Here is a 23,151-nt window from a genome sequence, read left to right on the forward strand (position 1 = left end):
TTAGAGCGGAGCGATAACATCCTTATGGAATGTTGTAACTCCGAACTGGCAACCAGTATCATTGATAATCCTAATTGTAGTGGGAACGAGAGTAATAAGGAAGTTCCGCGCTCCGCTTGGAACTAAGCGATTCACGCAGGTTCCAGCGTCGCTAACGCTCCTAATAACCTGGTTCTCTGCTTATCTTCTGTGAAGTTTTTAGGGAACATACTCTTACGAGATGTTCACCTATTAACAGGGGCGTCGCCAAGTCGGTAAGGCAACGGACTTTGACTCCGTCATGCGTTGGTTCGAGTCCAGCCGCCCCTGCCATCCAACTCTACCGTAATATTGTAGAGTGGCAGATATTGTATATCGTATTATCAATTGACCTACTAGCTCAGTCGGTAGAGCACCTGACTTTTAATCAGGGTGTCCCGCGTTCGAGTCGCGGGTGGGTCACCAGAATTCAAGCCTCTCCGGGCATAGTTTCCGGGAGGCTTTCTTTTTGCAACCTTGAATGCCTGAAATCGATTGTAAAAACCAGGATATTCCACATTTTTGCGCCTACTTCTGGGCCCCGGAGGAGCACTGGAAAAATGGATTGACTCAGCTGTAACAATATGCTACCATAAACATGATTTAAGTAAACCAACACTGCCTTCGACAATTACATGTATGGAAACAGGTGCCCTTTAAGGGGGCTTAATAGGGAAGACCGGTGCAATGCCGGCGCGGTCCCGCCACTGTAATGAGGAGTGACCCTGCATAAATACCACTGGGACGAGAGTTCTGGGAAGGTGCGGGCGAACGATGATTCAAAGCCAGGAGAACTGCCTGTTTGACAGTCACCGTAGTGCCGTTATTCTATGCGGCATTTACCCACGCGCGATGGGGAGGGGATTATGAAAGCATTTCGGCTATCTAACCTTCCTGGCATTTTTGCCGGGAATTTTTATTTAGTGGAATATCGCTGTAAAATTGACCTTTCCGGCAGGGAGAGGTCAATTTTTTTGTTGCCCCCATTCCTCATTTTGGCTGCTATGTATAACACTGCTGATGGCAGCGGGCTCCGGTCGTTTTCATTGTTCTTGTATTCTGGCAGCGCCTTGTCGCCATACGGGCGGACAGGCTGTGTTATGGATAAATAAAAGCAAAGGAGTGACAATTTGAAAAGACAGATTGACGTGGTTTTTTCCGCAACCGGGCCGCCGCGGGGCAGGATGTTTGGCGTTGACGGGAAGTTCGCCGTATCGTGATGGGCGCGGCTAAAGGAGCGAGGGGTATATGAGGAGCCAACCAGAGAAATATAGGCGCTATGCGGTTTTTTTGCTATTGTTATTGTTACTTGTGAATATCACCGGCTGCGGGCCGAAAGCGGCGGCGCCGGCGTCTGCCGTCTACCTGACCGTGACGGACGATGCCGGACGGGTTGTCACTTTACCTAAGCGGCCGCAGCGGATCGTGCCGTTGGCCGCGAGTGCTCTTGACCTGCTCTATGCGGTCGGCGGCGAGGCTGTGGGCAAGCCCAGCTCCAAGACCGGCGATACGCCGCCAATGGCGCAAGCCCTGCCGGAGGTGGGGCATATCTCGAATATTAACGCCGAGCAGCTGCTGGGGTTGCAACCCGATCTCGTTATCGGCTTTCACGGCATGCACGAAAAGCTGATTCCGATTCTGGAAAGCAGTAATATCCCGGTTATTATTGTAAAAATGAAAACAGAACAGGACGTGGCAGACAAGATCAAACTGTTCGGTGAACTGGCCGGTACACAGCAGCAGGCCGCAAAGGTAGCGGACGCCATGCAGTCACGCATCAACGCGATTGCCAGCCGTGTGCCGCCGACGGCGAAGTCGGTCGCGATTCTGCATGCTACGGCCAGCAGTGTGACTGTGCAGCTTGACAACAGCATCGCCGGCGATATTGCCCGCATCCTGCGGCTGAAGAATATTGCCGCCAGTGTTGACGGCAGCCTGGAAGCGGCGCCGTACAGCATGGAAAAGCTGGTGGAGGGAGATCCCGATATTGTTTTGATTACCTACATGGGCTCTATGGCTGATATCGAAAAGCGGCTGCGGGACGATGTCAAAGCCAATCCTGCCTGGAATGGTCTGCGGGCTGTGAAAAATGAGCAGGTCTTTTTCCTGCCAATGGAATTATTTTTATTAAATCCGGGCATTCGCTTTGACGAGGCTGTAACCTATATGGCCAAGGTCGTCTATCCGGAGGTATTTGGTGCAAATAAATAATGGGTAAATCAAGGGGGATTTTGGCATGAAAAAAGGCTCCATGATCAGAAAACAAACCACGGCGGCAGTCCTGGCCGCCTGTTGGACGCTCAGCCCGCTGGCGACAGCGGCTGAGCAAGCTGAGAAAACCGAGTTTAACCTGCCGGAAACCATTGTTACGGCAACTCGTACGGAACAGACGGTTAAGGAGACTCCGTCCACCGTTCAGGTTATCACCAGGGACCAGATCGAGGCGATGCAAAGTCAGACCCTGGCCGACGTATTGCAGCAGGCCACCGGCATTGTCATGTTCAATGACTTCCAGAGCCGCGCCAATGTAAGCATCCGCGGCTCGGAATCGCGCCATGTATTGATCATGGTCGACGGGCGGCGGTTGAGCGGCGAGCTTTCTTATAATTCCGCGAACGCCTATGATATCAGCCGCATCCGTATGGACAACGTGGAGCGGATCGAGATTGTCCGCGGTTCGGCCGGCGCTGTGTACGGCAGCGACGCCATGGGTGGCGTCATTAATATTATCACCAAAAAGCCCGCGCAGAACGAAGGCCGGTTGTCCTACGAATACGGTTTTTGGGACGGCCGGGAAAAAGCCAATCAGAATATGCAGTTTTATTATCAGGGCGTCAATGAGGACGGCAACTTTACCTGGAACCTCAGCGTCGGCCAGCATAAGCCGCAGCCCTTTACGGCTATGGCGAGGGGAACGACAACGACCATGAGCGGCATGCCTCCCAAACCGGTAGTGACGCCATACAGCCTGCCGTATACCGTGAATTATTACGGCGAGGAAACGCCGCTGGCGCTGAGCGGAACCTGGCAACTGGATAATGGCAGTCATGTGCGGCTGGATTACAGCAAATTGTGGGAAAAAACATATAAAAACACTGTATCAACAATGGGCAGTGTTAAAACCGAGTTAGTCAAGAACGATAATACCAGAACCGACTGGTCCCTGGAGTACGGCGGCGCCGACCCCGGCGGGGAATGGCTGATCAGAGCCTATCAGTCCGCCTATGACAAGGATTATAGCGGCTATGACAATGGCGCCCTTAAACGGTTTGATTTGGTTGACCGGAAGATAACCACCCTGGAAGGACGCAATTCCTGGCAGGCAGATGCCCGAAACCGGATTAGTGCCGGCTGGGAATGGCGTAAAGACCAGTCGGAAGGGACCCGGATTGATAAACCGGGGAGTGCCGGCAAACCGGTTAATTATGGTTCTCTAACCGGTATTTCTGATAAAGCGTCTTTGGAATATCGTGCTTTATACATACAGGATGAATATAAAGCAGACGATAAATTGCTGTTCATTTCCTCACTGCGTTACGATTGGAGTGATAAATTCAGTTCAGAAGTTACACCGCGGCTTGGCATCACCTATAAGGCGCAGGATGATTTGCGGATTAAAGCGGTTGTCGGCAAAGGCTATAAAACACCGACCGTTAATGAACTCTATCATAACTGGGAAATGTTCCAGGGCGGGGGCCCGACCTTTGGTCAATATTTCACCGGCGCGCCTGATATCCAGCCGGAAAGTTCCACCGATTATGAACTTTCGCTGGAAAAGGACTGGGACAAGTCTGCGGCCCGGATCAGCGTATTTCGCAGCAATGTCAAGGATTTGATCGACAGTTATTTTACCGGTACATACATGAATAGGGATGACGGTTCGACAACAACGACTAAGCCGAGCGGCATGGTAGGGGCGGATTGGAATCAGATCATGTCTTATACCAATATCGATAAAGCGACTATCCAGGGCTTTGAGACAGAACTGTCCCGCCAATTGTCAGACTCCGTCAAAGTCCGGGCCGGCTATGTCTATCTCGACGCCAAGGATAAAGAAACCAATGCCCGCCTTGCCCAGCGCGCCCGTCATCAGCTTACGCTCGGCGTCAGCTACATGCCGCCGCAGTCGACCTGGAACATGAATCTCAATGTGGTGACACTGAAGGATTATCTAACCAACGAAGGCAGTGCTATTAGCAGCCCCCTTACCAATCAATCGTACAGCGTTGTTAATCTCATGGTGCAGAACCATATCAGCAGCGACAAGATGCTATATCTGGGCATAGACAACCTCACCGACCATACCGACTACGTCCACGGCAATCCCGGCCGCGTCTACCGCACCGGCGTGCAGTACAAGTTCTAAATTAAGTAAACAGGCGGAACAGGAACGGACAGATGGCATTATGCCTGGCGGGTAGCCGGAGCCGTTTCTTTCCGTCCCCTTTGAAATATTATTTTCTCTGACAGAAAGGGTGTCAACATGAAACTGGTTGTTTTGTCCGTAGCCAATAGCGGCCTGGCCGACCTGGCCTACGCCTGGCGGGAACTGTCGGCTGACGCCCCCGGCCAGCTTCGGTTGCAGCTATTTTATGCGGCCAAGCCGCTGGACCGGCAAGGGGCCGAACAGATCCAACAGGCGGTTGCGGCGGCTGATTTTTTGCTGCTGGACCTGATGGGAGCCGCCCGCGAGTATGAAGAGCTTGTGCTGCGGGCGGCCTCCGCCTGCCGTGGCCAGATTGCGCCACTGGGCGGCGATAATGACGACATCCGCGCTTTGCTGCGGCTGGGCGGCTTTACCGGCAGGGATATGGGTTCGGGGAAAAGCGAGGGTTCGATTTCCCCCGATTCGCTGCAGAAGATGATGTCGATGGCGGAAAAGCTGGGAACGCTGCTGCCGGTCGGCAAGCTGAAGGATATGAAAAACTATGTGCAACTGGTGAAATACTGGAAGAACGCCAGCGAGGAAAACTGCCGCAGCCTGCTTTGCCTGATCGGCCGCGACTATGGCGGCCTTTCCCTGCCGAAACCGCGCGCGCCGATGGACATGGCGGATACGGGCATCCTCGATCCCGCCATGTCCTGTTGCTATGCCGGCGTGGCCGAGTACCGGCGCGCCGCCGGCTTTGACGCTGCCAAGCCGACAGTTGCCGTTCTGTTCTACGGCCACAGCTACCCGGTCAGGACCAGAGGCTGTGTCGCCGCTTTTATTGATAAGCTGAAACCGTTTGCCAATGTGCTGCCGGTCGCGTTTGCCCGCGCTACCAGCCGCGACCTTGCCAGGCTCCGGGAACTGCTGGCAGTGGAAAGCGGCGGCCTTGACCTGATTGTCAGCTTTCTCTCCTTCCGTCTCGGCGCCGGGCCGATGGGCGGTGATGCCGAGACGGCGGTCCGCCTGCTGCGGGAACTGGATGTACCGGTTTTGCACCCGTTCTTTATGACCCGGCGGCAGATCAGCGAGTGGCAGGCCTCGCCGCAGGGCATTAATCCGGCGGAATTTCTCGTGCAGATTATGCTGCCTGAACTGGACGGCTGTATCGAGACCGTGCCGGTCGGCGGCCTGGACGCGACCGCTTTCGACGATGAACTGGCGCTTGAAATTCAGGAACTGCGGCTGATCGAAGAGCGCGCCGATAAAGCCGTCCGCCGCATCGAGCGATGGCTGAACCTCCGGCGTAAGCCAAACGCGGCAAAAAAGATTGCCGTTATTTGCTATAATTATCCTCCCGGCGAAGACAACGTCTTTGGTGGCGCTTTTTTAGACACCCTGGCATCGCTGGCGGCTATTTTGGCCAAACTGGCCGACGCCGGCTATACGCTGGAGGCGGTTAATGCAGAAAAATTGCGCGAGATATTTATGGACGGCAAATTGGTGAATTCCGGCCGCTGGGCCGGCGACACGCGGCAAATCCCCTTTATTCGCTACAGCGGCGAAACCTACCGGCGGCGTTTGGCGCAGCCGCCGTGGCTGGACGCACTGCGGCGGCTGTGGGGCGAGGCCCCGGGCGAGATCATGAGTGAAGAGCAGAATTTACTTATCCCCGGTGCCGTCTTCGGCAATGTCTTTGTCGGTTTACAGCCGTCACGCGGCATCCATGAACAGCCGGACAAGTTTTACCACGATCAGTCGCTGCCGCCGCATCATCAATACATCGCTTTTTATCAGTGGCTGCGCCATGAATTTCAGGCGGACGCGATTATTCATGTCGGCACCCATGGTACGCTGGAATTCCTGCCAGGCAAGGAATGCGGCCTGTCGGGCGACTGCCTGCCGGATTATCTGGTGGGCGACATGCCGCATATTTATTTGTATTATGCCGGCAATCCGGCGGAGGCGATGATTGCCAAACGGCGGTCCCACGCCCTGCTGGTCAGTTATCAGGCGCCTGCTTTTTGCGAAAGTGAACTGTACGGCAAACTGGCTGAACTGGATAATCTGCTGCAGGCGCGGGCAGAGGCCGCCCGTATCGATCCCCAGCGCCTGCCTGCTTTAGCGGCGCGCATCGGCGCCATGGCCGCCAGTCTCAACCTGCCTGCCGATGAAGATGAGCTGGAACAGGAATTGTACCGGCTGCGGCGTTCGCTGATTCCGCATGGCCTGCATATCTTCGGCCAAGGGTATAATGCGGCGGAAGCCGCCGCCTATATGCGGTTTATCCTGCGCTACGGACGGGCGGAGGCTCCCGCTTTGCAGCGGATTGTGGCCGAGGACCGCGGGCTTGATTATGATGAGCTGCTGGCCGGTCAGGCAGTAACTGAACTGGCTGCTCTCGATCAGGCCGCCGCCGCCATCGCCGCCGCCTATGCAACCGACGGCGCGCTTCCGTCCGGCCTGCTGCATCAGGAGCGGCTGCGCCCGCTTTGCGAGCAGGTGCTGGCATTTGGCTACAACGCCTGTCAGGCCAGCCGCAGCAACAATGAGCTGGTCGGGCTGGCTGCCGCGCTTGACGGACGCTATCTGCCGGCGCGGCTGGCCGGCGACATGATCCGCAATCCGGCAGTATTGCCGTCCGGTTACAACCTTTATCAATTCGATCCCCGTCAGGTGCCTGCGCCGGCGGCGATGGAGAAGGGGGCAGTCATCGGCCATAATACCCTTGAGCAATACCGCGCCGCCCACGGCTGCTATCCGCGCAGCATGGCGGTGGTGCTCTGGGGACTGGAGACGTCCCGCACCCAGGGTGAGACTGTCGGTCAAATCCTCTACTATCTTGGTGTGCGGACCGTCAATAAAAAAAATCAGTTCTTTCCCACCTTTGCAATAATCCCCCAGGCTGAACTGGGGCGGCCGCGCGTTGATGTCGTTGTCACTATCTGTGGCTTTTTCCGCGATTTGTTCCCGCTGCTGATTGACGCCTTGCACGCTGTGTTTCAGCAACTGGCAGAGCTGGACGAGCCGGCTGCGGTCAACTATCTGAAAGCCCATACGGCTGACATCCACAGGCGGCTGCTGGCGGAAGGCTACCCGCCGGAAGCGGCGGCCGAACTGGCGGCGGCGCGCATTTTCGGACCGGCCCAAGCCGAATACGGCAGCAAGGTGTCGAAGCTGATTGAACTGAAAACCTGGAGCGAGGAACAGGAACTGGCCGCAACCTATGTCGCGAGTTTGCAGCATGTTTACAGCCGCCGTTTTCGCGGTCAAACAGTCAGCGGCTTGTTGACAGCGCATTTGGCGGCAGTGGATGTCGTCTCGCAGATCCGCAGCAACCATGAATATGAACTGGTTGATCTTGATCACTATTACGAATACGTCGGCGGGCTGGCCAAGTCGGTGGAGGCAGCGAAAGGCCGCAAGGCGGCAGTGTATGTCAGCGACACTACCGCCGAAACTGTGACGACAGAGCCGGTTGGCCGCTCGATCGCCCGCGGCGTGCGCACGCGGCTGTTAAATCCCAAATGGATCAACGCCATGCTGGAACATTCCTATCATGGCGTGCAGAAGATCAACGACCGGTTTGAAAATGTGCTGGGGCTGGCCGCTACGACTAATTCGGTCGAGAATTGGATTTTTAGCGGCCTGCATCAAACCTATGTCGCCGATACGGACCTGCGGCGGCGACTGACGGCAAATAACCGCTGGGCCTACTACGGCATGCTCGAACGGCTGCTGGAATGCCATAAACGCGGTTATTGGCAGCCGTCCGCTGCCGAACTGGCTGAGCTGCGCCAGGCTTTCCTGCAGCTTGAGGGCGACATCGAGGATGAGTAAGCCCCGCAGGTGATTACGTTGGCTGGCGGCAGGCAAATCCTGTTGTGCATAAACCGCTGCGAGATTTAACAAAGTGGTAATGTTGTTGGCAGAAGTGAAACGGGGAATTTTTTGATGAGATCACATAGCGGGGTATATGGCGATGCAAAATAACGAAATCAGGCTGCCGGCGGGCAGCGGCAAAACGATCCGGCGGCTGGCTTTGGTGCTGCTGTTTGGCCTGCTGGCCGCAGCCGGCTGTATCATCAGCCTGGCTAAAGGAGCGGTGAACATATCGCCCGGGGATATTGCGGCTGTTTTGGCAGCCGACAATAGTAGCAATGCCCAGTCGCAGGTTATCTGGAATATCCGTCTGCCACGGACGCTGGTCGCCGCGCTGGTCGGCGCCAATCTGGCGCTGGCCGGCGGCATTTTGCAGGGAGTCATGAAAAACCCGCTGGCAGACCCCCATATTATCGGTATCTCCTCCGGTGCGGGCCTGGCGGGGGTGACGGTGCTGATCCTGTTCCCGGAAAGGGAGGTCTGGCTTGTGCCGGCCGCTTTTCTGGGCGCGATGACTGCCGCCGTGCTGATTTACATTCTCGCCTGGAAGGGCGGCATCAAACCGATGCGGATTGTATTGGCAGGCGTGGCGGTATCGGCGTTTTTCGGTGCCGCCATTTCCGGGTTGCTGGTGTTTTATAGCGACCGGGTGCATGGGGCGCTGATGTGGATGGTGGGCGGGCTGTCGGCGCGCAGCTGGCCGCATTTTGCCATTGTCGCCCCCTATAGCCTGGCTGCCGGCTGTCTGGCGCTTTTATGCGGCCGGCGTTTGAATATCCTGACGCTGGGCGACGATATGGCCAGAGGTCTTGGCCTCAATGTCGAACTTACCCGTCTGCTGCTGACAGCGGTGGCGGCGCTGCTGGCAGCCAGCGCGGTCAGCGTTGTCGGTTTGCTGGGCTTTGTGGGTTTGATTGTACCCCATACCGCCAGGCTGTTGATCGGTTCCGATTTCCGTTATTTGCTGCCGGCTTCCGCGCTGCTGGGCGCGGCGGTGGTCACTGTAAGCGATACGTTGGCCCGAACCCTGTTTGCGCCTGTTGAAATACCGGTGGGCATCATTATGGCTTTTTTGGGCGCACCATACTTTCTATACCTGCTGAGGAGGGACTAACATGCCTGTCTTGAAAACAGAAGCCCTCTCGCTGGGGTTTGGCAGCCGTGTTATCATCGACACAATGGACCTGGAGGTTGAAAAAGGCGAGATCATCAGCATTCTTGGCCCCAACGGCTCCGGCAAAAGCACTTTGCTCAAGGGGATTGCCCGCAATCTGAAACCGCTGGGCGGGGCCGTTTATCTGAACGGACACGATATCCGCACACTGTCGGCGAAAGCAGTTGCCCGGACGCTGGCCGTGTTGCCGCAAAAACATGAGACGGCAGGCGATGTCAGTGTCCGGGAACTCGTCGAATATGGCCGTTTTCCTCATCAGAAATGGTGGCAGGGGACGAAAAGCGAAGACGCTGCGATTGTCGGGCAGGCCATGCGTCAGACCGGGGTTGCAGGTTTTGCCGGCCGCGCCGTGTCAACGCTTTCCGGCGGTGAACTGCAGCGCGCCTGGATTGCGATGGCTCTGGCACAAAAACCCCGGATACTGCTCTTGGACGAGCCGACCACGTACCTTGATATTTGCCACCAACTGGAAATTATGGAGTTAGTGCGCCAGTTGAATCAAGGACAGGGACTGACCGTGGTCATGGTGCTGCATGACATTAATCACGCCGCCAAATACTCCTCCCGCATTCTGGTGCTTAATCAGGGACGGCTGTACGCGGCCGGCAGCCCGGAGCAGGTTATTACCCGGGAAATGCTGGGCGCCGTCTTCGGCGTAGAGGCCGAGATCCTGACCGACAGCGACGGCTCGCCGGTGATGATCCCCCGTGGCTTGTCCCGCCGGCCCCGCGGCCATCAATCCTTGCTTTAAACGAATGACCTGGCGCTTACTACTACCTAAACTCGACAGCTGGATGAGCAGCGATTACTTTGCAGATAACCGGGAACCTAGGTGAACTGTTTGTCTGACATTAGATCATATACCTCATTGTGCATAGTGACATTTGCTCAGAATAATTATGGGATGCCATTATCACAGACTAACTGCAATTTAGATAAAAAGTATTGCCAAATGCAGTTAAATACGATATAATACCATTCGTGGCGCCAGGCAGGTGGGCTGACAAACACGGCCTTTTGTTAGAACGGTCTCAATATGCTCGCACGTGCAGGCAGGTGAGGGTTTGCCGAACAACCCTGCCGGAGCATGGTTGTTCGTAACAAGCTACAACAATGTGGTGAAAACAGGCCGGTGACAGTTTTGGCAATAAAATGCAGATTTTTCAGTATTTACAGCGTTTTGGCAAGAAAAAATGTATAAAAGTATTGCATAACATTATGTTATCTGGTATACTAAGTAAGTCACATAAATTTGGCCCGTTGGTCAAGCGGTTAAGACACCGCCCTTTCACGGCGGTAACAAGGGTTCGATTCCCTTACGGGTCACCATAAGCAGCGAACCAGGTTCTCACGAGTCGATAGACGAAATGCGAACCTGTGTGATAAGCAGAGAGCCAGATTTTTAGGAGCGTAGCGACGCGGAAATCTGTGCGAATCGCTTAGTTCTGAGCGTAGCGAAGAACCTCCTTTCTCAATATCAAAATTAATACGGGCGATTAGCTCAGCCGGGAGAGCGCCTGCCTTACAAGCAGGATGTCGGCGGTTCGATCCCGTCATCGCCCACCATAAGCAGAGAACCCAAGAAGGCGAGCCGTGAGGCGAAGACTGATTGGTGTGAATCGCTTAGTTCTGAGCGACAGCGAAGAACCTCCTTATCCTGTTATCAACTTTTTGGCCCTGTGGTGTAGCGGTCTAACATGCCGCCCTGTCACGGCGGAGATCGACGGTTCAAATCCGTTCAGGGTCGCCATCTTTCCTTAGTTTCCCGCGGGTGGCTAGAAATGTCCATATGCTAGGCGCGACGAGAACCGTAGCGGAGGCGTACACGGAGTACGTTGAGCAACGGATCGCAGGAGCAACAACGCAGATGGGCGTTTATAGACAGCTGCACACGCCTCGGTAGCTCAGTCGGTAGAGCAGAGGACTGAAAATCCTCGTGTCGGCAGTTCGATTCTGCCCTGAGGCACCATTTATGCGGAAGTAGCTCAGTGGTAGAGCATCGCCTTGCCAAGGCGAGGGTCGCGAGTTCGAATCTCGTTTTCCGCTCCATTGTGCCGGCGACATAGCCAAGTGGTAAGGCAGAGGTCTGCAAAACCTCTATTCCCCAGTTCGAATCTGGGTGTCGCCTCCAAGTTTTATGCCGGGGTGGCGGAACTGGCAGACGCAACGGACTTAAAATCCGTCGGAAAGAAATTTCCGTACCGGTTCGATTCCGGTCCTCGGCACCAATAATTTAAAGACTTCGCAAGCAATGCGAAGTCTTTTTTATTTTCAAAATGAATCCCAAAAATATACATTGTTTACATTTAGCAGGATTATATTGTCAATGTACAGAAATTATATATATAGGATGTTTCATGCTAAGCAACAGGCAGTGCTATAGGAAGGAGATGAATAATGAAAAACAGTAAAATTCATCAAGAGAGTCAGCCGCATTGGTATAAGGATGCTATCATATACCAATTGCATGTCAAGGCCTTTTATGACAGCAATGGCGACGGTATTGGTGATTTCCGGGGATTGATTGAAAAACTGGATTATCTCGCTGACCTGGGTGTAACCACGCTCTGGTTGCTGCCATTTTATCCATCGCCCTTACGGGACGACGGGTATGATATTTCTGATTATTTGAAAATTAATTCCTTGTATGGAAATATGAATGATTTTCGTGTTTTTCTCCAGGAGGCTCATGCACGGGGGATTCGCTTGATTACTGATTTGGTGCTGAACCATACGTCTGATCAGCATCCGTGGTTTCAGCGGGCCAGGACATCTCCTCCCGGCAGCCGCTGGCGTAATTACTATGTATGGAGTGATACAACCGACAAGTTCAATGGCGCCAGGGTTATCTTCAATGATTTTGCGTCATCAAACTGGACATGGGATTCTGTGGCCCAGGCGTATTACTGGCATCGCTTTTATCCTCATCAGCCGGATTTAAATTATGACAGTCCGGATGTGCGCCGGGAAATTTTAAAGACGGTCGATTTTTGGCTGCGCCTTGGTGTTGACGGTTTCAGGCTGGATGCTGTCGGCTATTTATATGAGCGGGAAGGGACAAGTTGCGATAATCTGCCGGAGACGCACGCATTTTTAAAATATCTCCGCAAATATATCGACGAAAAATATCCCAACAGGATGCTGCTGGCTGAGGTCAATCAATGGCCGGAAAATGTAATTCCCTATTTTAATGAGGGCAATGAATGCCATATGGTATACCATTTTCCGATCATGCCGCGCTTGTTTATGTCACTGGGAATGGAAGACAGCTTTCCCCTTATTGAAATAATCCGGCGCACGCCACCCATACCGGATACCTGCCAGTGGGCTATGTTTTTGCGGAATCATGATGAATTGACCCTGGAAATGGTCACTGATGAGGACCGGGATTATATGTACCGGATGTATGCCAAGGATTCCCGGGCCAGGATTAATTTAGGCATTCGCCGGCGCCTCGCGCCTTTGTTAGGCGATAACCGGCGCCGCATAGAGCTGATGAACGGGTTGCTGTTTTCCCTGCCGGGGTCACCGATTATTTATTATGGTGATGAAATTGGCATGGGTGATAATATTTACCTTGGCGACCGGGATGGAGTACGTACACCTATGCAATGGAGTGCCGACCGCAATGCCGGTTTTTCCTGGACCAGCTCGCAACGCTTGTATTTACCGGTGGTGGCAGACGCTGAATATCATTATGCGGCCGTGAACGTTGAGTCTCAACAAAACGAACCAAGCTCTCTGCTCTGGTGGATGAGGCGCCTTATCGCCTTGCGTAAGCGCTATAAGGCTTTTGGCCGGGGCACCATGGAATTTATTGATTCGGATAATCGCAAAGTACTGGCTTTTGTCCGCCGCTATGAGAATGAAACCATCCTGGTTGTTGCCAATTTATCACGGTTTGTAACGTATGCGCAGCTTGATCTGGCAAACTACCAGGGCTTGGTGCCTGTTGAAATGATCGGCAGGACGCCATTTCCGGCTATCAATGAGGACCTTTATTTTATGTCGTTAGGTCCGCACACCTTCTTTTGGTTTACGCTGGAGGAGCCACGCAGTCTGCAGCTGCGGCCCTTAAGCACCGGTTCGATTGAATCATCACCGGTAATAACGGTGAAGGACTGGTGTGAATTATTTGGGCGAGCCGCGCAGCATGAACTGACAGAGGCTTTTTCCGCTTATTTACATAGCTGCAGCTGGTTTGGCGGTAAAGGCCAGACAATTAAGGCGGTAACAGCCCGGGAATTTATTCCGCTGCTTGATACGGGTGTCCAGATGGTATTTATTAGCGTGGAATATCTGGAGGGTAGTCCGGAGGTATATTTGCTTAATCTGATGATGAAAGCGGCAGAGGAATTGAGCGGGAGACCGACTGGCTGCAGTGTCATCCTCCGTGTTCGCAAGGCCGATGAAGAACGTTTGCTATGCGAGGTCAGTGATGAGAAAAAATTTCATCAGGCGCTGTGGGCGGTGATTGACAAGCGGCGCAGATTAAAGGGCCAGTCAGGAGAAATGGTTTCCAAGCACAGCAAATTTTTTAGGGGGCTGGTGAAGGCCAACCGGACAATTCCCGATTCGCAAACTCTGGCTAATGAGCATAATAACAGCTCTATTTTATTTAAGCCTTTGTTTGTGCTTAAAGCATACAGGAAAATAGACACCGGCATTAATCCGGATCTGGAGATATTGCGGCATTTTTCCGAGATCGGATTTGGCTATGTTCCCAAAGTGCACGGGTCCATGGAATATGTCAATGACCGCGGTGAAGTGACTACAATTGCTGTCCTGCAGCAATTTGTGCCGCATCGGGGCACTGCCTGGGAGTGTGTGCTGGATCATCTGGGGGATTTTTATGAGCGGATTTTAAGCAGCCGCAAGCCGGCTTTATTGCCAGTCTCATTTTGGACGGCAATAAAAAAAGAAGTTCCTGAGAGTGTAAGCCAAATGACGGGCTCGTATCTGGAATCGCTGGTGCAGTTAGGTTTACGGACAGGAGAAATGCATATTGCTCTGGCGGGCGGGGGCGAACAACTGGATTTTACGCCAGAGCCCTTCAATGATTTTCACCGGCAAGCGCTGTATCACGGGGTGGCCCAGGAGCTAAGCGGCGTAAAATGGTTATTGAAAAAACAGCTGTTCTCTCTCTCTTCGGAGGACCAGCTGTTGGCGGCCAGGATTTTTGAATATGAGCAGGAAGTCATGCGCCGGATAGAAGCGATGAAAGTCATGGAATTTAGTGCCGCCCGTATCAGATGCCACGGAGATTACCGGCTGGAGCAGCTGTTATATACCGGCAATGACTATATGATTATTGATTTTGAAGGCAACCCGGACCGGCCGTTCAGTGAACGGCGCCTGAAACGTTCACCGCTTTTAGATGTGGCAAGTATGCTGCATTCTTTGTACTATGCCTCGCAGGCTATTCATCTGGGGGTGGTTCCGGGCATAGAGGTTTCGGCAGAAAACCAGGAGCTGCTTCAACCCTGGAGTCATTCCTGGTACAATTGGGCTGCCGCCTCATTTTTAAAGGGCTATATACATTCTGTCAAAGATACCGGCCTGCTGCCGGCTGACCGGCAGCAACTGGAGATATTGCTGGATGTTTTTCTGCTGCAGCGGGGTCTCTATCAAGTGGTTGCCGAACTGAAAAAAGACCGTCCGCCCTGGATCAACATTGTCCTGCGCGGCTTATTATGGTCCATTGAGTTTGATAAGCCAAGGCTGCCTGTAACCGCAAACTATGGAGGTGAAGAAAATGGGAAATAAATCCGATATTAAGCGTCTGTTGGTAGTATCCAACCGTCTGCCGGTGACGGTTGATAAAAAGCAGGAGGAGTACATTTTCAAAGAAAGTGTAGGCGGGCTTGTTTCCGGTTTCAGCGCCTATTTTAATTCTTTGCAGGATACCACCTTTTCTGAGAAAGACTCGGTTTGGATAGGCTGGCCTGGCATATCGGTTGCGCTGGAGGACCAACAGGCGATTAGCGAGCGCCTGGCCCGGGATTTTAGTGCCAGTCCGGTGTTTTTGGATGAAGTCACTATGGATAAATTTTATCTCGGGTTTTGCAACAAGACAATCTGGCCCCTGTTTCATTATTTTTTTAGCCTGACGACATTTGAGGATGATCTCTGGGAGCAATATGTGGCGGTGAATAAGGCTTTTTGTGAAGCCGTCTGCCGGATTGCCCGCCCTGGTGATGTGATCTGGATCCATGACTATCATCTCATGCTGCTGCCGGCCATGCTGCGGGAGCGAATGCCTGACGCGCCGATCGGTTTTTTTCTGCATATTCCGTTTCCGGACTATGAAATTTTCCGGCAGCTGCCCCGCCGCTGGGGGGCGGCTATCGTGGAAGGCTTGCTGGGCGCTGATCTTATCGGCTTCCATACCATTGACTATACCCAATATTTTTTGAATTGTGTAACCCGTATCCTGGGCCTTAGCCATACGCTTGGCCGGGTTGGGGTTAATGAAAGAACCGTGCGGGTTGACACGTTTCCGATGGGGATTGACTTTACCAAATATAATAATACAGCGAAGCACCCCCGGGTTGTGCGCGAGTCTGAGCGGCTGCGGCGGCTGCTTGGCGACCGGAAAATTGTCCTTTCCGTAGACCGGCTGGATTATACCAAAGGCATCGCCAACCGCCTGGAGGCGTTTGCCTTATTTCTGGAACAGCAGCCTCAGTGGCAGGAAAAGGTGACACTGGCCCTGATTGTGGTTCCCTCCAGAGTGGGCGTGGATCAGTACCAATCCATGAAGAGGAATATTGATGAGACCGTCGGCAGGATCAATGGCCGGTTTGGTACGCTGCGCTGGGTGCCAATTGTGTACCAATACCGCTATTTGCCATTATCGCCGCTTGTCGCCTTATATAGTGCCAGTGATGTTGCTTTGATTACCCCCCTGCGAGACGGCATGAACCTGGTGGCTAAGGAATATGTGGCTTCTAAGGCCAGCCAACAGGGCGTATTGATTTTGAGCGAAATGGCCGGCGCTGCTAAAGAACTGGACCAGGCCATTATGATTAATCCTAACAGTATTGAAGAAATTGCCGACACAATTAAGGAAGCGCTGGAGATGCCGGCAGAGGAACAACAACGGCGGAACCAGAGCATGCAGGTATTGCTGGCCAAATATGATGTGATCCGCTGGGCTGATCTATTTATTAAAAAGTTGCTTGGCATACGGGAATCAGAGAGAAATGCGGCGGCAAAATTTGTGGGCCGGCCATTACGCGATTCCATTGGCAACGAGTATAAAGCAGCGCGGAAACGTCTGATTTTGCTTGATTATGACGGAACGCTGGTGCCCTTTGCCAATGAACCGCTGCTGGCTGTTCCCGGTGACTGCCTGCTTGAGACTTTGCAGAGGCTTGCCGATAATGAACAAAATGATGTGGTTATTGTCAGCGGCCGCGGCAAGGATACTCTGCAGGAATGGCTGGGGCATATTCCCCTGCACATGATTGCTGAGCACGGTGCCTGGCGGAAGAAAAAATCAGGCGGCTGGGAAAAGATCATTCATATGCCTGCAGACTGGCGTACCCAGGTCTTGCCTATTTTTCAGTTTTACGTTGATTTATTGCCAGGTTCATTTATTGAAGAAAAAGACTGTTCTATTGTTTGGCATTACCGAAAAGTTGAAAAAGAGATTGCTGAGTTTCGCGCTAACGAATTGAAATGGGAATTGATTAATTTCACCTTGCATACTGACTTACAGGTATTGGAAGGCAACCGGGTGCTGGAAATCAGGCATAAACTGAGCAATAAGGGGGCGGCCATAAAATCCTGGCTTGATCAGGCCGAGTATGATTTTATTCTGGCCGCTGGTGATGATAGAACCGATGAGGATTTGTTTGCAATCCTGCCGGCCGAGGCTTGTTCAATTAAGATTGGCATGGGGGAAACAAAAGCCAAATATATTGTGCACAGCCAGGAAGATTTCTGCGGGTTATTGGCAGATCTGGCCGGTAATAAAAAATAGCAGGGCCTAATAAGACTGCGCAGATCATGCGCAGTCTTATTATATTGGAGTAGGCCGGCAGAAGTCTGGCTATGTATCCTTAGGCCATTTATAAGTAGGGCATAAAAAAAGAAAAGCCGGCAGCGGCTTTTCCTCTAGCTAGATGTTACCCATTAACTGACCGGTTTTGGATAAGTCATAACCACCCATACCGGCCACTTCATTGCGGAATGCATCGGAACGGATTACTGTCAGCAGCGCCTGAAAATGAGGCTTATCGGCATCTTCCTTGCGGAAGACAATATCATAACGTTCTTTCTTTTGTAATATAAAGTCAATGCCGTTAACCTGCAGGGCCGCTTTTTCAATACCAATGCCAACATCGGCTTCGCCCCGGGCAACGCAGCTGGCGACTGCCAGATGGCTGGTTTCTTCATTGGCATAGCCTTTGATCTGCTGGTAATCAATCGCCAGCACGTGCAGCATTTCGTCCAGTAGAACCCTTGCGCCGGAACCGCGCTCCCGGTTGATGAGCGTTACATCAGCGCGGGTCAGGTCATGCCAGTTGCTAATGTTTTTGGGATTGCCCTTGGCGACGTAAAAACCGGCATTGCGGTAGGCAAGGTTGTAGACCAGTGTCCGGTGTCCGGGTAAAAATCTGCGGATGTAAGGGGTATTATAGGTATCGGTGTCGCTGTCCCATAAATGAGTGGTCACGACATTGGCCGTCCCCCGGTAAAGGGCCAATAACCCGTCAATGCTGCCGGAATGGTTGCGGAAGCAGCGGATGCCGGGCATAAGTCTTTCCAGGTGCCGGGTCAGGATATCAAGGATAATATCCTGGCCGCAGATAATGAGGCTGTCCGGTTCGACGGCAGGCTGCTCGGCCGGAGACGGGGCCGCCTGCTGCTGGAGGGGACTGTTTTTTTTGGAATTCTGGATATATAGCTCTAAATCCGGGGCTTCAACCCGGACCTTCCGGCCAATGCGGTAAGCGGGAAAGTCACCCCTCTTGATCATTTCATAAACGGTGAAACGGGATATTTTCAGGATTTTGGCAATCTCATCCGGTGTATACGAAGTTGTATCGCTCATACTGCACCTCTATAAAAAAATTGTATTAAATACAGACAGGCTCTTGCAATTATCATACAACAAATATTATAATAACACCATAGAGATTATGTTTGTTTTTGTTAGTTTATATTTGAACAAATTGAACGCTATAGTCTTTCATATTACTATTGATAGCAATTTCAGTTGTGATAATCAGCTGAATTGATACATAGATGTATCAACTAACTTAGTTACAGTTTAATTATGTTAGTTGATTTTTGCTTTAAAGAGGGGGAGAATACTGCGGACAGAACGAATCGCAAAGGGGAGAAGAGGATGAAAATGATGAACAAAAGGGTCTTTCTTATTCTGGCTTTAATCGTAGCCATGGTCTTCAGCTTGGCTGGCTGTGGCGGGGAAAAGCAAGCACCGCCTGCGGCCCAGCAGGCGCAGCCTGTAGAACTAAATATTTCGGCAGCAGTGAGTCTTAAGGATGCCCTTGCTGAAATTCAAAAGAATTATCAGACCAAGAATCCGAATGTCAAGCTTGTTTTTAACCTGGGCGCATCGGGGGCGCTGCAAAAGCAAATTGAGCAGGGTGCTCCTGCCGATATCTTCATCTCAGCTGCTCCCAAGCAGATGAATGAACTGGAAGCGAAAAACCTGGTTAATAAAGCCACCCGCAAAAATCTGGTTGAGAATAAGCTGGTAGTTGTTGTGCCCAAAGAAACTAAACTCAACATAACCAAATATGAAGATCTAACCCAGAATGGCGTGCAAAAGATCGCTTTGGGTGAGACCGCCACAGTGCCTGCCGGCCAATATGCCCAGGAAGTATTACAGAAACTCGCCCTGTGGGATAAGCTGCAAGACCGGATTGTGTTTGCCAAAGATGTCCGTACGGTATTGGCGTACACCGAAACAGGCAATGTCGAAGCCGGGATTGTCTATAAGACAGATGCTGTCGCCAGCGATAAAGTAAAGATTGCTGCTATTGCTCCCGAAGGCAGTCATCAGCCGATTGTCTATCCAATTGCTGTAACCACCGGCACCAAGCAGCAAACAGCGGCAGAGGCTTTCAGTGAATATCTGTTTAGTCCCGAGAGCAAGGCGGTATTTGAAAAAAATGGCTTTGTTATGGGGCAATAGGCGCTGGCGCTGATGTTTAAAATACGGCTTTAGTTGAACGGTGTAAGCCATGAAGCAGGTGACAGTATGATAGAATGGCAACCGGTCTTTTTATCGGTCAAGGTTGCGCTTGCCGCTTTAATTTTTGTATTTATCTTCGGGGTATCTGCTGCTTATGTGATGCGCAGCTTTGAGTTTCCCGGTAAAAGCATAGTCGAGGCGTTTTTTGCCTTGCCGTTAGTATTGCCGCCTGTTGTAACCGGTTTTTTGCTGCTGGTGCTTGTTGGCAAACAGGGACCTATTGGACGATTCTTATCAGAAAGCTTACATACCCAGATTATTTTTACCCCTTATGCCGCTATTCTGGCGGCAACCGTTGTGGCTTTTCCGTTAATGTATCAAAGCACCAAAGCTGCCTTTCTGGGGGTGGACCACAAGCTGGAGGATGCTGCCCGGACGCTTGGCGCCGGCAGCTGGCGGGTTTTCTGGACAATAACCATTCCCCTGGCCTGGCCGGGACTGATAGCCGGGCTGGTATTATCTTTTGCGCGGGCCCTGGGTGAGTTTGGGGCCACCATTATGATTGCCGGCAATATTCCCGGTAAAACCCAGACTATTCCGCTGGCGATCTATTTTGCGGCCGAAGCCAATGATTTGTCACTGGCCGGCGCTTATGTACTGCTGATTAGCGGCATCACCTTCTTGCTGATTTTTTGGTTAAATGTCTGGTCTAAAAAACGGGGCGGCGAATCGTCTGTAAGGGGGTTGTTCTGAATGTTGCAAGTAACCGTAAAGAAAAAGCTCGCTGATTTTACGCTGGACATCCAGTTTTCTGTGGCCAACAAAATCCTGGTTTTGTTAGGTCCTTCGGGCGCGGGCAAAACAACGATCCTTCGCGCGATTGCCGGACTTTTGCGGCCGGATGAAGGAACGATTGCTCATGGTGAACGTATTTTGTTCTCGTCGGCGGCAAAAACGTTTGTACCACCCCAGCTGCGGCGGGTGAGTTATATGTTTCAGGAGTTTGCCCTGTTTCCGCATATGGATGTGAAAACAAATATTTGGTATGGTGTCAAAAAGAATAATAAGGCAGCAAATGAACTGTATGAGCGGCTGATTGAACTGCTGCATATTGAACACCTGACAACACGCTATATTGCCAACCTGTCAGGCGGGGAGAAACAACGCGTGGCTCTGGCCCGGGCGTTGATGGCCGAACCGGAAATTCTCCTGCTTGACGAACCTTTATCGGCCCTTGACAGCGATACCCGTCTGGAACTGCAGGAAGAGCTGAAAAGAATTCAGGGGCTGTGGAATATTCCCTTTGTTCTTGTCACCCATGACCGGGCGGAAGCGAAAGCATTAGGGGACAAATTTCTCTTTATGGAAAAAGGCAGGCAAACAGATCGTCAGCCCTTATGGCAGGATGTGCTGCTCCAATGTTAATGTAAGACAGGCTGCGGACCCCGCCGGGGATGGGCAGACCCAGGGGCTGCAAAACCAAAATGAGCAATCAACGGTAAAACTTCTTATCCTGTTTAATAGCGGGATAAGAAGTTTTTTTGTTCCCCTGCAGCGGCTGTGGTTTATTAGGCGGTGCAAAGAGGGGTTTGCACCTTCCTTTTTGTAAATAAGATTCACAAAACAGCGGCAGGGGAACTATGGTAAATAACGAATATTCCAACATATGGAATTATTTAATATTGGAGGCGGACATATATGTACCGGTTATCTGATTTTAAAACCGCGACAAAGATTTATGGGTTAATTATGTTTATGGTGCTTTGTTTATTGGGGGTGGGGGTGGCTGGTTTATTTGCGGTACAAATTCTGAGTCATGAGTTGACCCTGATGTACCATGAACGGCTGGTGCCTGTCCAGATGCTGGGCGAGGTCCGCTTGCTCAGTAAAGATTCCGAATCTAAGCTGCTTGAACTCATGCTGACGCCAGATGGGAATAAACATAAACAAATTATTCATAATATTGTGAATAATACTGAGCGAATTAATAAATTGCAGACAGACTATAAACAGCTTGCGCTTGATTCCTATCAAAAAAGCAAGCTGATTGAATTGGAAAAGGAACTGGCAGCTTACCGGCAGGCACGCCAGGATATTATTCAGCTGGCCACAAGCGGTCAGCAAGCTGCGGCTTTTGCCTTATATACCCAAAGTATGCCGATATTTATGAAAGCAACAGAGCTAAGGCGGGAATTAATCGGCTATAATAAAGATACAGCGGCAGCTGCTAACCGGCAGGGGCTTGCTGATGCAGCCCGGGTAACAAAGGGTATAGCTGCGGTTACAGGTTGTATGATTCTGCTGGCCTGTATTGGCGGTTGGCTGATCGTAAGGTTCATTGCCGACCCGTTAAAGCTGTTGACGAAAGCCGTGGCCGCCGTGGCCGGCGGCGATTTGTCCCAGCGGGCCGGACTTACGTCCCGGGATGAAATCGGCCGGTTGGGAACTGCTGTTAACAGTATGACCGCAGACCTGGGACATTTAATTGGCCGGGTAATTGATACAACCGGACAGGTCGCGGCATCTTCCCAGCAATTGACGGCCAGTGCTGACCAAGCGGCCCTAGCTGCCAGCCAGGTTGCCACAGCCATCACAACGGTCGCCCAGGCCTCTCAGGCGCAGTTCCTTTCCCTGGAGCAGACCCTGGGGTCTGTGGAGAATATGGCGGCACGCATCCGGTACATGGCGGCAAATGCCGGCGCGGTTGCCCTGGACGCAGATAAGGCGGCTAGTGCGGCCCGGGGGGGCAACCAGGCGATTGAAACTGCTATTAATCAAATGAGCCGTATTGAAAAGACGGTAATGGAATCAGCTGCGGTGATTACCGGTTTAGAGGCCCGCTCCGCCGCGATTGGGGAAATCGTGAATGTAATATCAGGCATTGCCGGTCAAACCAATCTCCTGGCTCTGAATGCAGCGATTGAGGCCGCCCGGGCCGGTGAACAGGGGCGGGGGTTTGCGGTAGTTGCTGATGAAGTCCGCGAACTGGCAGAGCAATCGCAAGCGGCGGCCAAGAAAATCGCCGCCTTGCTTGGGGAGATCCATAAAGATACCGATAAAGCGGCTGTGGCAATGCGGGCCGGCACCCAGGAGGTTATAACCGGCACGGAGGTAGTCCATTCGTCCGGGGCGACGTTCCGGGAGATTGCCGGTTTAATTGAGAATGTCTCGGTTCAGGTCAAAGTCATATCTACAGAGATTCTGGCGGTGGCGGAGAATAGCAGGCAGATTGTGACAGCAGTACAAGCTGTTGAGGAAACAGGCAAGGCTATCCTGGGACAAACAGAGACAGTTTCGGCCGCCACGGAGGAGCAATCAGCGGCCATGGCGGAGATTGCCGCTGCCAGCCAGGCTTTGGCCAGAATGGCCGAGAGACTGAGTACAGCGACCCACCGGTTCCGGATTTAGAACCGACAATAATCAACCGTATGGGCAGGACGGAAAAAAAGGCTTGTGCCGGCATCTCTACGGGACCCGGCAAAGCCTAATATTTAAATGTTTAAAAATTCCAAATTTTGTAATACTAAGTATTATTGG

At 52.2% G+C, this 23,151-nt stretch carries 12 protein-coding genes, 9 tRNA genes and 1 riboswitch; of the genes, 20 read left to right on the forward strand and 1 reads right to left on the reverse strand.

The genetic code is table 11. The features are described 5' to 3' along the window. Positions 1–236: 236 nt before the first annotated feature. The 16 genes from ACZ481_RS07615 (at position 237) to ACZ481_RS07690 (ending at position 17,430) form a co-directional block, all read left to right on the forward strand. Positions 237–312: transfer RNA gene (locus ACZ481_RS07615), tRNA-Gln, on the forward strand. A 56-nt stretch (positions 313–368) separates the two neighbouring features. After that, a tRNA-Lys gene (locus tag ACZ481_RS07620) sits at positions 369–444 on the forward strand. 204 nt (positions 445–648) lie between these two features. Beyond that, a riboswitch (cobalamin riboswitch) is annotated at positions 649–834 on the forward strand. Positions 835–1,266: 432 nt separating this feature from the next. Then, entirely contained in the window at positions 1,267–2,229 is a 963-nt protein-coding gene (locus tag ACZ481_RS07625) for an ABC transporter substrate-binding protein (RefSeq protein ID WP_464769560.1), read from the forward strand. 25 nt (positions 2,230–2,254) lie between these two features. Then, on the forward strand, positions 2,255–4,384 hold the full coding sequence (locus ACZ481_RS07630) for a TonB-dependent receptor plug domain-containing protein (protein WP_464769561.1): 2,130 nt from the start codon (positions 2,255–2,257) through the stop codon (positions 4,382–4,384). Between the two features lie 117 nt (positions 4,385–4,501). Beyond that, positions 4,502–8,227, forward strand: coding sequence for a magnesium chelatase subunit H (bchH, locus tag ACZ481_RS07635; RefSeq protein ID WP_464769562.1), 3,726 nt, complete (start codon positions 4,502–4,504; stop codon positions 8,225–8,227). A 136-nt stretch (positions 8,228–8,363) separates the two neighbouring features. Then, entirely contained in the window at positions 8,364–9,383 is a 1,020-nt protein-coding gene (locus ACZ481_RS07640) for a FecCD family ABC transporter permease (RefSeq protein WP_464769563.1), read from the forward strand. Between the two features lies 1 nt (position 9,384). Then, positions 9,385–10,194, forward strand: a complete 810-nt coding sequence (locus tag ACZ481_RS07645) for an ABC transporter ATP-binding protein (RefSeq protein WP_464769564.1) — start codon at positions 9,385–9,387, stop codon at positions 10,192–10,194. 503 nt (positions 10,195–10,697) lie between these two features. Beyond that, positions 10,698–10,772, forward strand: a tRNA-Glu gene (locus ACZ481_RS07650). Positions 10,773–10,933: 161 nt separating this feature from the next. Next, positions 10,934–11,009 (forward strand) — tRNA-Val (locus ACZ481_RS07655). A 107-nt stretch (positions 11,010–11,116) separates the two neighbouring features. Next, positions 11,117–11,193 (forward strand) — tRNA-Asp (locus ACZ481_RS07660). Positions 11,194–11,336: 143 nt separating this feature from the next. Beyond that, positions 11,337–11,412, forward strand: a tRNA-Phe gene (locus ACZ481_RS07665). Between the two features lie 5 nt (positions 11,413–11,417). Beyond that, a tRNA-Gly gene (locus ACZ481_RS07670) sits at positions 11,418–11,492 on the forward strand. Between the two features lie 7 nt (positions 11,493–11,499). Then, positions 11,500–11,574: transfer RNA gene (locus tag ACZ481_RS07675), tRNA-Cys, on the forward strand. 8 nt (positions 11,575–11,582) lie between these two features. After that, positions 11,583–11,671: transfer RNA gene (locus tag ACZ481_RS07680), tRNA-Leu, on the forward strand. A 169-nt stretch (positions 11,672–11,840) separates the two neighbouring features. Further along, positions 11,841–15,209, forward strand: coding sequence for a maltose alpha-D-glucosyltransferase (gene treS, locus ACZ481_RS07685; protein ID WP_464769565.1), 3,369 nt, complete (start codon positions 11,841–11,843; stop codon positions 15,207–15,209). Continuing rightward, positions 15,199–17,430 carry a bifunctional alpha,alpha-trehalose-phosphate synthase (UDP-forming)/trehalose-phosphatase gene (locus tag ACZ481_RS07690; RefSeq protein ID WP_464769566.1) on the forward strand — a complete coding sequence of 744 codons (2,232 nt, stop codon included), beginning with the start codon at positions 15,199–15,201 and terminating at the stop codon, positions 17,428–17,430. Before treS ends, ACZ481_RS07690 begins: the two co-directional genes overlap by 11 nt. 138 nt (positions 17,431–17,568) lie before the next feature. On the opposite strand, the gene ACZ481_RS07695 is transcribed toward ACZ481_RS07690, so the two are convergent. After that, positions 17,569–18,504 carry a substrate-binding domain-containing protein gene (locus ACZ481_RS07695; protein ID WP_464769567.1) on the reverse strand — a complete coding sequence of 312 codons (936 nt, stop codon included), beginning with the start codon at positions 18,502–18,504 and terminating at the stop codon, positions 17,569–17,571. 303 nt (positions 18,505–18,807) lie between these two features. Here ACZ481_RS07695 and modA point away from each other — a divergent pair, with 303 nt between their 5' ends. The 4 genes from modA (at position 18,808) to ACZ481_RS07715 (ending at position 23,022) form a co-directional block, all read left to right on the forward strand. Then, a complete protein-coding gene (gene modA, locus ACZ481_RS07700; RefSeq protein ID WP_464769568.1) occupies positions 18,808–19,614 on the forward strand; it encodes a molybdate ABC transporter substrate-binding protein in 807 nt (268 codons plus the stop codon). A 66-nt stretch (positions 19,615–19,680) separates the two neighbouring features. Further along, the gene (gene modB, locus ACZ481_RS07705) at positions 19,681–20,367 is read left to right on the forward strand and encodes a molybdate ABC transporter permease subunit (RefSeq protein ID WP_464769569.1); all 687 of its coding nucleotides are present in this window, start codon (positions 19,681–19,683) and stop codon (positions 20,365–20,367) included. Beyond that, positions 20,368–21,039, forward strand: a complete 672-nt coding sequence (locus ACZ481_RS07710; RefSeq protein ID WP_464769570.1) for an ATP-binding cassette domain-containing protein — start codon at positions 20,368–20,370, stop codon at positions 21,037–21,039. Positions 21,040–21,312: 273 nt separating this feature from the next. Then, positions 21,313–23,022 carry a methyl-accepting chemotaxis protein gene (locus tag ACZ481_RS07715; RefSeq protein ID WP_464769571.1) on the forward strand — a complete coding sequence of 570 codons (1,710 nt, stop codon included), beginning with the start codon at positions 21,313–21,315 and terminating at the stop codon, positions 23,020–23,022. Positions 23,023–23,151: the final 129 nt, after the last annotated feature.

Source organism: Sporomusa intestinalis (assembly GCF_055383785.1).

Coding starts and splice junctions, on each gene's coding strand:
- ACZ481_RS07625 (WP_464769560.1), top strand. CDS start 1,267: ATGAGGAGCCAACCAGAGAAATATAGGCGCTATGCGGTTTTTTTGCTA.
- ACZ481_RS07630 (WP_464769561.1), top strand. CDS start 2,255: ATGAAAAAAGGCTCCATGATCAGAAAACAAACCACGGCGGCAGTCCTG.
- bchH (WP_464769562.1), top strand. CDS start 4,502: ATGAAACTGGTTGTTTTGTCCGTAGCCAATAGCGGCCTGGCCGACCTG.
- ACZ481_RS07640 (WP_464769563.1), top strand. CDS start 8,364: ATGGCGATGCAAAATAACGAAATCAGGCTGCCGGCGGGCAGCGGCAAA.
- ACZ481_RS07645 (WP_464769564.1), top strand. CDS start 9,385: ATGCCTGTCTTGAAAACAGAAGCCCTCTCGCTGGGGTTTGGCAGCCGT.
- treS (WP_464769565.1), top strand. CDS start 11,841: ATGAAAAACAGTAAAATTCATCAAGAGAGTCAGCCGCATTGGTATAAG.
- ACZ481_RS07690 (WP_464769566.1), top strand. CDS start 15,199: ATGGGAAATAAATCCGATATTAAGCGTCTGTTGGTAGTATCCAACCGT.
- ACZ481_RS07695 (WP_464769567.1), bottom strand. CDS start 18,504: ATGAGCGATACAACTTCGTATACACCGGATGAGATTGCCAAAATCCTG.
- modA (WP_464769568.1), top strand. CDS start 18,808: ATGATGAACAAAAGGGTCTTTCTTATTCTGGCTTTAATCGTAGCCATG.
- modB (WP_464769569.1), top strand. CDS start 19,681: ATGATAGAATGGCAACCGGTCTTTTTATCGGTCAAGGTTGCGCTTGCC.
- ACZ481_RS07710 (WP_464769570.1), top strand. CDS start 20,368: ATGTTGCAAGTAACCGTAAAGAAAAAGCTCGCTGATTTTACGCTGGAC.
- ACZ481_RS07715 (WP_464769571.1), top strand. CDS start 21,313: ATGTACCGGTTATCTGATTTTAAAACCGCGACAAAGATTTATGGGTTA.